The sequence below is a fragment of the Planctopirus hydrillae genome (genome assembly GCF_001707835.1).
Taxonomy (GTDB): Bacteria; Planctomycetota; Planctomycetia; order Planctomycetales; family Planctomycetaceae; genus Planctopirus; species Planctopirus hydrillae.
On the sequence record NZ_LYDR01000116.1, the window covers coordinates 190,243 to 205,323 of the forward strand.

Consider the following 15,081-nt stretch of genomic DNA (forward strand, 5'->3'; position numbering starts at 1 on the left):
CACCGGCGATTTCTGCCGAATTCCCATCAGGTTCCTTCGGGAATTTTCGCATCCACAGGGGTATTCGGCAGCAGTGCTCCATCCTTCTGCAGAACGCTGTACCACTTCTGGAGTGCCGCTTCCCGCCGGCTGGGATTATCGAGTGGACGGTAATCGAGGCGTTTTCCCGTGAGCTTCTGGATGTAGTAAAACGCCATCTCACGGATCTCGACGCGGCCATTCCCCAGGTAATCCACTAATTCCTGAGATGTGAGGCGATTACGGGCATCGGCTGGAGAATAACCCCACAAGAGCCGGTAGACAGAATTCGCCTCGGCTTCGGCATATTCGCTGGAAAGTTCTTCGCGAATCACGCTCCCTGCGGCTGGCAAATGCCCCAGCCATTCCCGCAGCATGATGAAGGCACTCATGCGGGCTTCTTCATGTTCGGATTTTGCCAGAGCTTCCACCAAGCCATCCATCCGCCCCATGAGCCCTAACGTCTGCACACCAAGTTCGGCCATTTTAGGACGGGGATCAACGACCAGAGCCAGCATATTCAGATCGATCGCGGCACCAACGGCGAACTCCTTTTCAAACAATGATGCGAATCGCTTAATCGCGGGAGAAAGAGGTCGCGAGTCGACAGTCAGCCATTCGGGCAATGCCGGTGAGATGGGAGGTGTGGCTGAGAGATGTTCCGGCTGCTGGCTGATATTCGTCAGCGTGGTGAACATCCCCTGGGAGACTTGACGAGCTTCACCTTGCCCGACGATCACATTGGCACTTCCCCGGGCAATGTACAACCCGCCGGTGAGTCGATTCAGCCCCAGATCCTGCTCAAACCGCGTGGGCTCACGCCATTGAACTTCTACACCCGCGATGAGATCGGCTGATGTCGGGATAACTTTCACGACCGTCGAACCGACCTGAAAGGCCCACTCGATTTTGCCCAAGGCAGCTTCCTGCCCGGAGATCCCTTTGAGGCTCACACGTCCTCGCTCCACCAGCAGAGAAGCAGGAGCATTGCCGACGGCTCCGCCCCATCGAATGACAGAACCCGGAAGGACATCCAACTGCAAGACTGCAGCCGGGCGAGCTTCTGGGGAAACAGCCGCCCCGGCACGTTGATTGACTGCCACTTCAAAGCGGGCTTCAAAGGGTTCTGGCACGACGAGCACAGTCCCCACAGTCATCTGTTGTTGAGGAACGACCCGCTTCCAGGTTGCGGTCTCTTCATCTCGCGTAATCGCCACACTCTCGGTTGAAGCGTAGGCGATAGTGGTGCCAGGAAGGAACGATTCCCCGGGAATTTCCGGCCGGCCTGTACTCGTGGATTTTGTCGCATTCCCGGAATCCGGGGCTGTGGTGGCAGGCAGAACTGCCGCAGGTAAAGCTGCACTCTGCGCCGCTGCCGGGAGATTGGCAGATGCTGTCGCGGCATTCCCTGTATTGGCGGCTACCGGAGTTGCATTGGCTGGAGAATTGGCAGTCGATGTCTTTCCGGCCTCCGGGTTGGAAGTCCCGGGAGCCATCGCCACGACATTCGCTGATTCTGGAGTTACTGTGGCAGGATTGGCCGCAGGATTGACCGATGAATTGCCAGCGACAGCCGGTGCTGTGCCACCCTCGGCTTGAGGAGTCGCCGCTCCTGCTGGCCCATTCCCACTGGCTGCCGCAACGGCAGGAGGATTGCTCTCAGGAGTATTCGCTGGAGCAGCCGCATTGGCAGCCAATTCACCTCCCGAGTTTGCGCCTGGGGCAGAAATTGCCGTGGTGGCAGAGATCGCTGTGGGGGCCTGAGTTCCTGCGGGCTTGCGTCCGGTGACACCCTCTTTAAGTCCTGGATCACGCAGCAGGATCGCCAGCCAGGCCACCCCGACTGCGACAACAGCCACCATCGGAAGGACCCGGCGTGACCATCGGGATTCTTCGACTGGCCGAGAGAAATCCAGTTCAGCCTGAACACTCAACTTTTCCCGCTGAGGCTGTTTGCCTTCGCTCCCTGTTGTAGCAGGCGACATCTGCCGCGAAGTGGCAGCCACACCCGCCGAACGACCTGCGTTCGTCCCCAGCTTTTCCAGATCGATTCCTGTGGTTTTGCGGGAATCGCCAATCTTGAAGCCATCACCCTCACCATTTTGTGGAGCATCCGCCTGGGCTGCATCCGTGGCCTCGCCTGTCGCAGGACGACCAGCAGTGGATGCACTGGCTGTGGAAGCATTTTCAACTTCGATGGGTGTCCCATCCATCAGGGCGTATAGACGTTCGCGGGCCGCCGCGGTGAATGTCACAGGTTCAGCCGCAGCGAGTGTGAGAATCTGGTGGCAGGCTGCCACTTCTGCCAGATGGACATCTGACTCAAGACAAAGGCTCTCGATGGCCACAACCTGTTCAGGCGTCAGAAGATCGTTCAGATATTCGGCCACAAAATTTGCATCGACATGATTCTGACCCGAACCATCCGGAAAGATCGCGGGAGCGTTCAGACGCCGTTTGCGGATCACTTCTCGAATGCGGCTGACGAGTTGCTGGACATCGTCACTTTCGCGAATCCGCTCTCCAAGGGCTTTCGCTGCGGCGGGTGGCAACACGTCATCCAGATAGGCCAGAAGTGTCCGTAAAGTCAGTCGCATCATTGCGCCCCGCAAAATCGTTGTCATCGACAGAATTTGAACTGGCATGCTCTTCCGCCAGGCTCCACACTATAGAAGTGGGGATCGACCAGCCGATCCGTTCAAAAATCCGTAGAGACAGCACCGATTTTCAGGAAATCCAGCTACGACCGGTTCCACAGCCGCAGGAACTCTGCAATTCGAGAGGAGTTGCGACGATCGCGGCTTGACCCCCTCTGGCTGACGTTTCTATATCTAGGAAGATTGTCCACATGGAAACTGAGTGAGCCTGGTTGACTCTTCTGCTCAGGTCAGAAGGCAGGTCAATCGGGGTTCGCAGAGATTTCCTCGCTATGACTGATTGTGAGACAGCCAGAACCGCACAGGATCTGCTGATCGGAGCTTTGCATGACACGCTTGAATAACGACCAGACAGCAATCTGCCGGGCGAACTCTCTCGTGAACACAATTGTTGGTTCGGCCCCATGGGCTGGAAAAGCTGTGAGAAGCCTGCTGGCTGTGACTGCACTCAGCACAGGCCTGCTTTTCACGCAGGAGGCATCAGCCCAGGTGCTGCTGGGTGGCGAGCAGCTTGTCAAAGGTGTTTCGACAGCCGAAGAACGTGTGGCCCAGAGTGATCTGTGGGTCATGGATATCGCTTTCAAACCCATGCGGCAGATCGTGGTCGAAGTGACAGATCCGAAAACGGGCGAAAAGAAGCCCGAATATATCTGGTACATGACGTATCGCGCCTTCAATCGCCCGATTGCACAACGGGAAGTCGACAACCAGCCCGTCAATGAGTTTGATCCGCCCGTTCTGCCACCCATGTTCGTTCCCGAATTCACACTGGTGACACAATCGGAAACTCCCGAAGTGATCCAGGACACGATTTGCCCCGAAGCACTGGCGGCCATCAACAAACGCGAAAAGTTTACCTTCCAGAATTCTGTGGAAGCTGTGGCTCCCATTCCTCCCGCCGCAGAACCCAAATCACCCGATGAGCAGGCGATCTCCGGCGTGGCGATTTTTCGCAATGTGAATCCGAAGGCCAAACGCTACACCGTCTATCTCACCGGTTTTTCCAATGGGATTCGTACCATTGAAGGGCCCGATGGACAGCCACTGGTGCAGCACAAAACGCTGATGCAAAAGTACTGGCGTCCCGGCGACGAATTCGATCAGAAAGAATTCGAAATCCGCCTCGATGGCGAACCTGAGTGGATCTACCGCTGAACCCTGGCTCACGCTGATCCAAAGCGCTGACCCATTTTTCTTCGGCTGTGTGCCATGCTTGCAGCTCTGGGCTGTCGATGCCACACCACTGCCACCCAAGGGTGGCCCGGCCAACTTGTGGCCGGGTTGTCGTGCAAAGGCACGACAACAAGAAGCCGCGCCATCAGCATGCCCTCCCACCACTTTCGATTTTGTCTTGGGTGGTAAGCTGTGTGCCATGCTTGCAGCTCTGGGCAAGCATGTGTTCGCGACTAACAGCTCGCAGTTGCTTCCCGGGAAACGTATTCCTTTCAAACTTCCTTGACAAGTGTCGCGAACTCTCGCCAATGTCGCAGAGAATTCGGTCGTAGAGGATTCTCCGACCATCTCTTTTCCGACCCATTGCTATTGAGGTTTCGAGCAGATGACACTTCGACAGACGATCACCTGGATTCTGACGATCTGCGCCCTGGCAGTGATGGATGGCATTGAACCTCTTGTTGCTCAGCAGACAGTCAAACCCGGGCTGACTGGTCGCTGGGATGTGACGGTGAAATCGGCCGATGGTGCCACTTTCCCTTCGTGGCTGGAGTTCGAGAAATCGGGACGCAAAACCATTGTGGGTCGATATGTCGGGCAATTTGGCTCGGCTCGTCCGATTTCAGAGGTTGTCGTCAATGGCGACAACTTCCAGTTCGTGGTTCCTCCTCAGTGGGAAGGGGGTTCGCAGAACATTCAGATCAAAGGTTCGCTGCAAGGAAATCTTCTACAGGGCGAACTCACGGGGAGCCAGGGCGAAGTCCTGAGTTGGACAGCCGAGAGAGCACCGGCCCTCGATCATGCTTCTCCAACCGCCTGGGGCACACCGATCAATCTGATTCCCAAAGAAGGTCTTGCCGGCTGGAAGCCACAGTTTCCCAAGGCCAACAATGGGTGGCAGGTCATTGACGGCATCCTCACCAATGCCAAGCCGGGGAATAACCTGTTGACCGAACAGACGTTTGAAGATTTCCAACTGCTTGCCGAGTTTCGTTACCCCAAAGGGAGCAACAGTGGAATCTACCTTCGTGGCCGCTACGAAGTGCAGATTGAAGACCATTCGGGAAAGGCCATCGACAGCCATAACATCGGCGGGGTCTATGGCTTTCTTACACCTTCCGACAATGCGGCCCTGGGCCCTGACCAGTGGCAGAAACTGGAGGTCACACTGGTGGGCCGCCGGGTGACTGTGGTGTTGAATGGCACACGAGTCATCGATCGCCAACTGATCCCGGGGATTACTGGTGGAGCACTCGATAGCCACGAAAGCGAGCCCGGCCCACTGATGCTTCAGGGAGATCATGGCCCCGTCGAATTTCGTCAGCTTCTGATCACGCCGGCCGCCAGATAGCTCGATGTGATGAGCCTCAGGCAGACAGCGACATTCGAGGTTCAGGACGCATCGCGAAAGCATCAATGATTCGTTATGCTTACCGGGATTTCCTGTCGATTTCTCGATGATTACGAACTCTTGGATGTTCAGCGAGTGGCTATGTCTGAAGAACTTGCGGCTTACGATCCTTATGCACTCCCGCCGGAAGATGTGCAGGAACCGCCCAGGTCACTCGCGGCAGCACTGCTGAAGATTGGCCCGGGAATCATTCTGGCTGGAACAATCGTCGGCTCTGGCGAGTTGATTCTCACCACCTCTCTCGGCGCAAAAAACGGCTTTGTCTTCTTGTGGTTGATCCTGTTCAGCTGTGTGATCAAGGTCTTTGTGCAGGTGGAATTAGGCCGATATGCCATTTCGTCGGGAAAGCCGACACTGGGGGCGCTCAACGAATTGCCGGGGCGGATCTTTCCGACGCATTGGCTCGTCTGGTGGTGGTTCGGGATGATGCTCTGCACCGTCATGCAGTTAGGTGGCATGACAGGAGGTGTCGGACAGGTTTTACAACTGGCGTTCCCGGGATTTTCTGAACAGATCACAGCCGGCATTGTGCAGCTCGTGCCTGCGACAAAAGGCCTGTTTGCCGCTCGTCCTGAACTTGTCTGGGCGATTGTCACCTGCCTGGCAGCCATGCTGCTGATTTATCAGGGTGGTTATCGGCGGATCGAGTGGCTCACCACGATCATTGTGGTGAGTGTGACAACGATCACCATGTTGGCTGTCGCAGCTCTGGCGTGGACCGACTACTCGATCTCCTGGAATCAACTGGCGAGCGGCTTTCAGTTCCAAACACCCCCGGCGGGCATGATGACTGCCTTTGCAGTCTTTGGCATTACCGGCGTAGGTGCGACCGAGCTGTTTTATTATCCCTACTGGTGCCTGGAGAAAGGCTATGCCCGCTTTGTGGGTCGGTACGATGGCTCGCCGGAATGGGAGGCCCGGGCCAAAGGCTGGATCAAAGTCATGCAGCTCGATGCGTGGGTCAGTATGGTGGTCTTCACCATTTCGACTGTGGCGTTTTATCTGCTGGGTGCGGCTGTGCTGCATCCCCAGGGCCTGCATCCCGAAGGAAGCCAGCTCATTAATACGCTGGCGAATATGTATGCAGGGCCATTCGGGCAGTGGACGCGGATTTTGTTTCTCGTGGGAGCAGGGGCCGTCCTTTTCAAGACGCTCTACCTGGCCTGTGCAGCGAACAGTCGACTGGCGGCGGACTTTGTGATTCTGGCAGGTGCAGCTCCTGCAGGAGTCGCACAAGTGCGGCTCAAGATCATTCAGCGGTTCTGTCTCTTCTTTCCCATACTGGCGCTGTTTTTCTACCTCGTGCTGCATGATCCGAAGCTGCTGGTGCAACTGGGAGGGATCGCTCAGGCGATCACACTGCCGATGATTGCTGCCGCGACGATTTACTTCCGCTATCAGAAAATCCACGCCGCACTTCAGCCCAGCCGGTTAACCGATGGACTGCTGTGGGTGGCGACGATCGCCATCTTTTTCGTGGCCTCGATGATGATTCCCCAGCAATTCCGCGAGCTCTCGAGGCTGGTCGTCAATCTTTTCTGAGAAATCAGCGACCGATGGAAATGATCGCATCTCATTTTTTGGTAAGTAGTTGCGACGCTTTTCTGCCCTGATTCTGTCTGTCGGATTTTTGACAACAATTGCTGTTTTTTTTCGTAAAAGTGTTGACGATCCTTCGGAGAACCCCAATACTCAATTGTAACTTCTGACACTGAGTCTCAATTGCAGTCTCCAGCCTGATTCTCCCGCCTGAGTTGGACTGAATTTGTTCATGACGATTTCTTTCTCCATTGATGATGGTCATGTGCCACTCGCCCAGGCGGTCGCCACAGGGGTGCAGTGTGACTCTTCACAGGTTTTGGAGTCATCTTCCGCTCCCTTCGTTGCGGCCCAATCGTCCGAGTGTCCCAGTCCACAGTACTGTCAGATGGAAGGTTCCTGTGGAGCCAGCACACCCTGTGGTTCGAGCACACCTTGTGGTGCCAGCTCTCTCTGTGGTTCAGACACTGGCTGCCTGACTGATTCGGCGTACGGGAGAGAGTCGGCTTGCCGGGTTTCTCAGGTGAGCCAGAGGCGGTACTTGTGCCATTGCCTGCGAGTCTCGGAAGATCAGGTGCGGGAATCCGTTCAGATCGGTGAGCTGCAGACGGTACGGCAAGTGATTTCGGCTTGCGGTGCAGGGGGTGGCTGTATGGCCTGCCACCGGCATATCAAGCGAGTCATCTCGGAAGAGTCAGCCCAGCGTTCGGTGGCCATGGCTGACGGCTACGCGTTACAAACGTCGTCGCTGTCCATCAGCCAGTAATGGCCTACGCTCGCACTGACCTTGCTGGCCCGAGGTCATTCGGACGTCGCCCCTCAAGAGTGTTTGACAAGGCAACTGCGCCTTAAGTGCCATGCTCGCAGCTCTGCGCTGTTTATTACACATCTTTTGCCGAGAGGCTTTTTGAAGTGTGGCTGGGGTCAAACGTCCTCGTTTGCCCCCAGTTCTTTAGACTTTGATCGTTTATAACGAACAACATGAAAAGATATGAATCTATGTTTCGGATGCAATTGCGCTGGGGAAATCGATTGACTAGGGGGCGGATGAAGACATCCGACGCCTGCCACCCGGGCAAGAACCTCACCCTTCCGCACTGTTTTGATTTTTGGGGCTCCAGGGTCGTGCTACCCATGGGTGGGTGAAAAGTTGCGTGTCATAGACAGCGGCTCTGAGCAAGCATGCCACTCAGAACGACAACTCGCCATGGATCTCGATCCGGGTGGCACGGCCAACTCGTGGCTGGGTTGTCGTGCAAAGCCACGACAACAAGAAGCCGCGCCATGCGTTTCCCAAATGAACCCTCGCCCGCATCTTCGTGGGAGAGGGTGGCACGGAGTGCCGGGTGAGGGTCTTTCCGTTCGATGTATATCAGTCAGTGAGGTATCCGCAGGAGCGCAGATTGACTGTCAGAGAGCGAAGATAAAAAGCAGCTCGCGATAAAGCTGGTTGTGAATAGATCCCCAAATACGCTCGAACTCGCCCTCATCCCGGCCTTCTCCCGTCGGAACGGGAGAAGGGGTAAAGAACTCTCGTCTGCGTGGAAGAGCACAAATGCATCTGAGAACATGCTTCGCGGCTTGAGCATATGTTCGCCATCAACATTCAGAGTCCCATGATCTGGGGGCAAACGAAGACGTTTGACCCCAGCCACACAGTCTCCACGCATAATTAAGGTCTATATGCATACAAAGTTGAGTCTAAAAGACATCTCCACGACAACAAGAAGCCGCGCCATGCGTTTCCCATTTGACTGGCAACTCTTCAGCGTTGCAGGCATGAAATATCATGCCGCCTTACCCTGCAAAGGCAGAGCGGAGCATCTCAAGGCTTTGTGGTATGGCGACCGAAGCGTTGGCTTTGCCCTCGAATTCCAGCGAGACAAAGCCGCGATATCCTGAGGCCTTGATTAACTGTGCATAACGGGCGTAATCAAGGTCGAGTGTGTACCAGTTCCCGCCGCCGTAATAAGTCTTGGCCTGAATGAGCACGGCGTGAGGCAACAGCTTTTCGAATTGCGTGTACTGCTCTTCCAGAAAATTGCCCGTATCGACCGTCGCCTCCAGCCACGGCGATTTGACGGCATCAATCACCCGCAGCACTCCATCGGCAGTGCGGCCCAGCCCCCAGTGATTTTCCAGCCCCATCACCACACCCAGCTTTTCCGCAGCTCGGGCACATTCACCAAACGCGTCGATCACCCACGCAAACCCCTGATCGACGGTGTAGCCTTCCAGAACCTCCTCGATCCCTTTGTGAGCCATCAGATCGTCGAAGTTTTTGCGTGTTCCCCATGTGCCGGTATTGACGCGAATGGTGGGAATGCCCAGATCGTGTGCCAGTTCGAGGCAATGAATCGTGTGCTCGATATTCTTGGTGCGCACCTCAGGCTTGGGAGAGACAAACGTCTGATGAGTCGAAAGTCCAATCAACGGCATGCCTTCTCGCAGGGCCACCTGCTTGATGGAGCGCAAGCCTGCGGTTGTTTCATCAGTCATCTGCCGGTGCAGAATCTCGACGCCATCAAAGCCGTAGGCGGAAGATTTCTGAATGCACTCTTCAATCGAAAGTTTCTGATCTGGCTTGAACTGCCAGAAGGAATAGGTCGAAACGCCAATCGGCTGACGGCGCGCAACTTTTGGAGGGGCATCTGGCACTTGCCAGTCAGCTCCGGCGGCATGAGCTGGCTGTGAAGTGAATGCCGCTCCTGCAGTCATAGCCGTCGCTGCCGTGGTGGCGATCCATTCCCGTCGTGAAAGAGGTGCAGGCATTTCGAAAGAGCTTTCTTTGAACTGGAGTGACCTGGTCAAAAAAATCTGGCGGCTCCCTCATGTGGTAGCCGCCAGGATTTTCTCAGCCAGCGATGAAAACGTATCGAGGCAAGCCATTAGAAGTTGTCGCCAACATTCTCGCGGCCATTGCGTGTCTGCAAAGCGCGAAACACTGTGCTGTCGATCGCTTTCGAGATCGACTTACCAGAGCCATCGGCCATCGCAAAGTTCGCAATCTGGCCATGGTTGCTGCCGAAGGAGAAGAGATTGATTGTTCCATTGGCGGCATGGAAATCAAACAATTGCTGCTGACCATCCGGGTAAGAAACACAGCAACTATAACCATCCGACCAGAAGCCGAAGAGCGAATCCCCCACGACAATCGTCTGGCCCAGGCCATCCGTCACGTCGCGCTTGCCCACGGCACTGTTGCGATAGAGCATGCCGTTGTAGCGGGGGCCATTGGAATCTGAGGTGCCGGCAGCACCACGGTAAGTGGAGTAACCGTAGTTGTTCGGGCGGGCATTGGGCAATGTCGCACTGGGGCAGATAAAGATATCAATCTTGGTCTGTGCGGCCTGCAGATTCTGGGGGACTGGCGCGCAACTGTTGTTGGAATCGAGCTTGGGGATGCCAAAGTTGATGTTGATGGTCGATTGGTCGAGCTGTGCCAGGACCAGAGCATTCCAGGCCCAGAAATCGGGCATGGTCCAGTTGGTCAAAGTAAGCACCTGATTGCCAGCCAGGGGAATTTGAGCAGGTTCAGGAAAGGAAAGTGCTTCGGTACAGACATTACCAGAATCGAGCCATCCGGAAGGATAGGAGCGATGCGCACTCTCGTAGTTCTCGAAGGCCAGAATCAGGTTATGCAGAGCACTCAGGCATTGAGTACGTCGAGCGGCTTCGCGTGCCTGTTGAACAGCGGGCAATAGCAGGGCAATCAGCAGGGCGATAATGGCAATCACCACCAGCAGTTCAATGAGAGTGAAGCCACTGCGACTGCGGGACAGGCCACGTTGTGCCAGAGCCGAAGGGAAATGGGGATGATCCGCAACGGGTGAGCCATTCATAGAAGATTCTCCGCAGTGAAGATGAGCTGGTGACTGTTGAATTTTTGAAGAGCATCGAACAATCGATGTGGGTTGATCAATCATGTGCAATTATGAATTCTGGTCAAAGTTTAGCGGTAAATCAAAAACAAACCTAATCTGAATTTCATTCTCATCATCCTCTGACTCTTCAGGGAAGTTTTTGTTCGAGGATGAGTCAGGCGATTGACTCTAAAAACCGGGATTGGTTTTGGTATTCGACTTCTCTGGGTTGGTGGCGGAGGGCTTCCCTTTCTTGAGCGGGCCAAGTTCGTCCAACGCCTCGATTGTGACACCCAGGGGGAGTTCTCCCTCGCCCGCTTTGGCGGCTTTGGCTGCAGCAGAAAGCTGGAATTGGCTGGCGAGCAACTCCTTCCATTCTCGCGGCTGCGAGGGCCAGTTTTTCGCAAACGCCACGAACCCGGGTGACATGATCAAATTGGTGTTCGAGGGGTTTGTCCACGCTTTTTGCCACGCAGTCGATTCCAGAGGAATCTGCCGTCTGGCTGAGCGAATCAGCAGATCCGGGAGTGGCCCGATCGCTGTTTCACGACTATGCCATTCGGCCCAGCGGGTGAGATCGGCCAGTTCGGGAACTTCGATCAGTGCCGCCGGCTGGCCCGAGCGGCCAAAGCCACTGAGTTTCCCCAGGATACTGGTATCCGTCACGATGCGAACACTGCCCTGGGGCTTTGATTTCCGCTGATCATCCGGTGCCATCACCGGTGGATAGCGAAAATCCTCTGCGGTGCCAAACAGGCGGAAGACACCTTCTCCTGCCAATAACGTTGCATGCCGGAGATCGATCTGATGCCAGTCTGTACCACTGGAGAGACCCGGCTCCACATGAAAATTGGCGACACCATTAACAACTCCGGCTTGCAGCAGCAGGGCCGAAGATTGCACACCCTGCAAAGTTGCGAATCGACCGGGCGATTGAGCCACAGATTCGACAAAGCCCAGATTGAGTTCGCCTTTGCCACTGCCGGTCAAATGGAAGATATCTTTCGGTTGCCAGTCTTCGGTCATCCCGCCTTCGATTTTCACATGGCGGCAAATGATGGTGCCACCTCGACTGACGAAGAAGTTCTCGGGTGCCGGCTTTCCACCGCCAACCCCTCTTAGAACGGCATGACGAATTTCGAGCGAGCCTCCCTCGACTTCAAAGAGGCCTTTTTTATCACCAGCAGGTTTGGGTTGGATGACCAGCGGGGCTTTATCCGGTGGAGAGTTAAACGTGAGGATCAGCCGTCGATTCTTGAGAATGACAGGGGTCATCGTCCGTATGCCGAATCCGGTGATTTCCAGATGCCCGTTCTGAGGAATATCGGATCGCGAAAGGAGCTGGCCCAGATCGTTCCCGTAAGTGGCAAGATCGAGTGCTGTCGTCTCTTTGGGGTTTGCCGGATCCAGTTGCTGCCTGAGTTTGAGCAGTGGTGTCGAAACTTTCGACCAACTTTGATCAGTCAATGCCGGGGTCGATAATAGAGTGACATCACAGCCCAGTATGGCTGAGGTTTTCGAGAGCGGAGCTTCAGGGATCGCCGATGTATCGACGAGAGCGGGCGACCATTTTTCGATTTCAGCAGGATTCACCGGGAGTGAATTCCCAGGCCATAATGCTGGTCGAGCCTGCCCGTCAAAATCGGTGGCAAAGAATCTTCTCCAGGTCAGAGGGTCTGTCACCTGCAGCCCTGTGCTTTCACCCGAGTCGTATAATCTCGATAATCCACAACACAGGTTGCGTTCGCTGGCAATCGAAAAATCGACGAGGCGCGATTCATCGGCCTGACGATTCGGATTCTGCGGCCAACCAGCCGCTCGAATCAGGGATGAATTCTTCTTACCTGTCGACATCGCAGCAAACACGCTTTCCGACAGACCCAGCCACAAACCATCGACCGGTTGACCTTCGGCAGGTGGCGTAATCTCAACGATCGAATCACTCGTCAAGGCGGTGACATGCTGGAGAAGCAATGCCCGGCGAACTTCTGACGCATTGGTGCTGACATTCGGGCTGCCGTTCGAACTGGTCGAATTCAGACGCACCAGGGGAACAGCACCACCCAGAAACAAAGATTGCCTGAGCACGCTCTGGCTGGCACCGCCAGAAATGGAGACTGCCCCCAGTTGTGCACCACGAGTGAACAACGTATCGATCAGCAACTGCCCGCCACGGTCGAACGTGGCACCGTTGGCTGTGTTCTGCCAGTCAACCGCAGTGAGCAGACTCTCCGGCGCACGCTCTTGATCGGCATTGGATCCGAGGAGTGCCGTCATTGAGGATTCACGGATTGTCAGCCGGGGGGATTCGACACGAACCAGTGCATTCAGGCTTGCCGAGACATCAGCTTCTGCCAGCCAGTGCAATTTTTCCAACTGCACCTGTTTAGAAACAATGGTCAGTCCCGGGACGAGTGTCTTTGCGCCATTTCCTGCGGCAGCTTCGCCAGCGGTGCTTTTCTTTCCTGCCGTCTCGGATGATCCATCGGCTTCGGGGAGCAATTGAATTGTGGCAAAGCCTTGATCGGCTGTAATCAGCAGCCGTTCGGTGCGAATGGTTAAGCCTGTGGGGAGATCGTGACGCTCTTTTGAGGAGAGCTTCAGGATCGCGCCTGCCGGAGGAATTCGTTTGATCGCTTCCGTGATGGTTTTGGCTGTCCCCGGGCCGGATGCCGAAGTGGAGACAGTAATCACTGGCAAACCGGTTTGTGAGAAAGGTTCGAGTGTCCAGCGGGGAAGTTCTGTCAGCGAGGGTTTGGGGACTTCCGGGAGCTTTGCCTGCTCAGCGACAATCGGCGGAGCCGTCGTTGCTGGAGACATGTTGTTGCTCGCTGGGGCCTGTTGAGCTTGAGCGGAATTCTGTCCAGGAGATGGGTTCGTCCCTGTTGCGGACTGGTCTGTTCCGGCTGCTGCTTCGGCAGGTGTCGCCTGAGTGGGAGTGGTGACTTCTGTCTCTGATCCATTGTTTTCAAAGAATGAACCCTGCACAGGTGCCGGTACGGGTGTACTGCCAAGTCCAAAGACATTGCCAAAATCGGCCAATGTCTTTCCGAACCAGATGAGTGCTCCCACACCTGCAATCGCCACCAGTGGGATGACGAGCTTGCGGAAGTCAAAAGAAATCGGGGTGGAAGGATCGCCCCCAGCCGGTGCCCGCCGTGGTGGCAAGGTCGAGGGCTTATGACCTTCTTCGCGACTTTCGGCAGGTCGCGAGTTCCCCCCGGAGAGCGATGATTGTCCTCCAGAAGTGGCGAGTTTTTGTCGACCGGAACTGGAAACGTTTTCCCTGGCAGGCGTCAGAGCCTCATCGGACTCCAGTTCTCGCGCCACTTCTCGGGCAATCTCATCGGCTGCACTGACTCGTTTCAGCGAAGGGGCATCGAGATCTTTGAGAAGTTCAGCCGGTGTCTGATATCGATCGGCTGGCTTCTTTGCCATCATCCGCTGCAGAACAGCAACAAATCCTTCAGGGACTTCGGGATTGATATCGCGTGGATCGGGAATGGGTTTGACCGCATGCGCATGCAATTTGTTGGTGACAGCACCTTCGGCATAAGGAGCTGTCCCTGTGAGCATGTGATACCAGGTACACCCCAGTGAATAGATATCACTGCGGATATCGGCCAGCTTGCTGTTGCGGGCTTGCTCGGGAGACATGTAATCGACTGTGCCGACAGTGGTACCGGCACGCGTGATATTTGTTTCAAGTGTCTCATCGATCGAACGGGCCAGACCCAGATCGGTGATTTTGACGACACCATCCCGCCGGATCATCAGGTTCGAGGGTTTGATATCTCGATGAACAATATTCTTCTCGTAAGCATGCTGCAGAGCCAGTGTGGTCTGGCGGATGATGTCCAACGACCGGCGGGGTGCAATTCGTCCGCGCTTTTGAATCAGGTCAAAGACATCCGGGCCATCGACATATTCCATGGCGATATAAAGCAACCCATCCTGCTCACCGCTGTCGTAGACCGTCACAATGTTGTCGTGGCGTAGCTGAGCCGCTGCCTGTGCTTCGGCACGGAAGCGTTTGACGAGAATCGGATTCTGGGCTTTGTCTTCGGGAAGAATCTTGATCGCAGCCAGACGTTTCAGTTCCGTATCCCTGGCCAGGAAAACCGTTCCCATGCCTCCCTGACCAAGCTTGCGCTCAATCTTGTAGCGTCCCAGTTCTTTGAGAGCGTCCAGACGTTCACGGGCTGAAATGACAGGAATCGAGACCGGCGTGGCATCTTTGGGCACGCTCTCGGGAGATTTCGGTGATGCCGGTCTATTCTCGGCGGGCATTTCTCGTCCTGACGAGTCGGAACAGGGGACTTCATTGATGATGGGGAGTCAATGAACCCCGAAACCAGATTTTCACTTTGAAACAGAAGGCCAGATCGACAGGAACAATCAAAGCATGGACGACAGAAGC

Annotated in this window: 8 protein-coding genes; 4 read left to right on the plus strand and 4 right to left on the minus strand. The window is 55.5% G+C overall.

All coding sequences use genetic code 11. The features are described from left to right. Positions 1-26 precede the first annotated feature (26 nt). Positions 27-2,663: a hypothetical protein gene (locus tag A6X21_RS14560; RefSeq protein WP_068849057.1), complete on the minus strand. Its 2,637-nt coding sequence runs from the start codon at positions 2,661-2,663 to the stop codon at positions 27-29. A 339-nt stretch (positions 2,664-3,002) separates the two neighbouring features. Here A6X21_RS14560 and A6X21_RS14565 point away from each other — a divergent pair, with 339 nt between their 5' ends. From A6X21_RS14565 to A6X21_RS14585, 4 genes are all read left to right on the plus strand, one after another. After that, complete coding sequence (locus tag A6X21_RS14565) at positions 3,003-3,830, plus strand: hypothetical protein (protein ID WP_068849059.1); 828 nt, start codon at positions 3,003-3,005, stop codon at positions 3,828-3,830. 403 nt (positions 3,831-4,233) lie between these two features. After that, entirely contained in the window at positions 4,234-5,199 is a 966-nt protein-coding gene (locus tag A6X21_RS14575; RefSeq protein WP_068849064.1) for a 3-keto-disaccharide hydrolase, read from the plus strand. Positions 5,200-5,274: 75 nt separating this feature from the next. Next, entirely contained in the window at positions 5,275-6,801 is a 1,527-nt protein-coding gene (locus A6X21_RS14580; protein WP_083233620.1) for an Nramp family divalent metal transporter, read from the plus strand. A gap of 229 nt (positions 6,802-7,030) precedes the next feature. Next, positions 7,031-7,564 (plus strand): (2Fe-2S)-binding protein, encoded by a 534-nt coding sequence (locus A6X21_RS14585; protein WP_068849066.1) that lies wholly within the window; start codon positions 7,031-7,033, stop codon positions 7,562-7,564. Between the two features lie 1,031 nt (positions 7,565-8,595). On the opposite strand, the gene A6X21_RS14590 is transcribed toward A6X21_RS14585, so the two are convergent. The 3 genes from A6X21_RS14590 to A6X21_RS14600 form a co-directional block, all read right to left on the minus strand. Continuing rightward, the gene (locus A6X21_RS14590; protein WP_068849069.1) at positions 8,596-9,570 is read right to left on the minus strand and encodes a sugar phosphate isomerase/epimerase family protein; all 975 of its coding nucleotides are present in this window, start codon (positions 9,568-9,570) and stop codon (positions 8,596-8,598) included. Positions 9,571-9,686: 116 nt separating this feature from the next. Beyond that, on the minus strand, positions 9,687-10,640 hold the full coding sequence (locus tag A6X21_RS14595) for a DUF1559 family PulG-like putative transporter (RefSeq protein ID WP_068849071.1): 954 nt from the start codon (positions 10,638-10,640) through the stop codon (positions 9,687-9,689). A gap of 210 nt (positions 10,641-10,850) precedes the next feature. Next, complete coding sequence (locus A6X21_RS14600) at positions 10,851-14,951, minus strand: serine/threonine-protein kinase (RefSeq protein ID WP_068849073.1); 4,101 nt, start codon at positions 14,949-14,951, stop codon at positions 10,851-10,853. Between the last annotated feature and the right edge of the window lie 130 nt (positions 14,952-15,081).

Coding starts and splice junctions, on each gene's coding strand:
- A6X21_RS14575 (WP_068849064.1), top strand. CDS start 4,234: ATGACACTTCGACAGACGATCACCTGGATTCTGACGATCTGCGCCCTG.
- A6X21_RS14600 (WP_068849073.1), bottom strand. CDS start 14,951: ATGCCCGCCGAGAATAGACCGGCATCACCGAAATCTCCCGAGAGCGTG.
- A6X21_RS14580 (WP_083233620.1), top strand. CDS start 5,275: ATGCTTACCGGGATTTCCTGTCGATTTCTCGATGATTACGAACTCTTG.
- A6X21_RS14560 (WP_068849057.1), bottom strand. CDS start 2,663: ATGCCAGTTCAAATTCTGTCGATGACAACGATTTTGCGGGGCGCAATG.
- A6X21_RS14565 (WP_068849059.1), top strand. CDS start 3,003: ATGACACGCTTGAATAACGACCAGACAGCAATCTGCCGGGCGAACTCT.
- A6X21_RS14590 (WP_068849069.1), bottom strand. CDS start 9,570: ATGCCTGCACCTCTTTCACGACGGGAATGGATCGCCACCACGGCAGCG.
- A6X21_RS14585 (WP_068849066.1), top strand. CDS start 7,031: ATGACGATTTCTTTCTCCATTGATGATGGTCATGTGCCACTCGCCCAG.
- A6X21_RS14595 (WP_068849071.1), bottom strand. CDS start 10,640: ATGAATGGCTCACCCGTTGCGGATCATCCCCATTTCCCTTCGGCTCTG.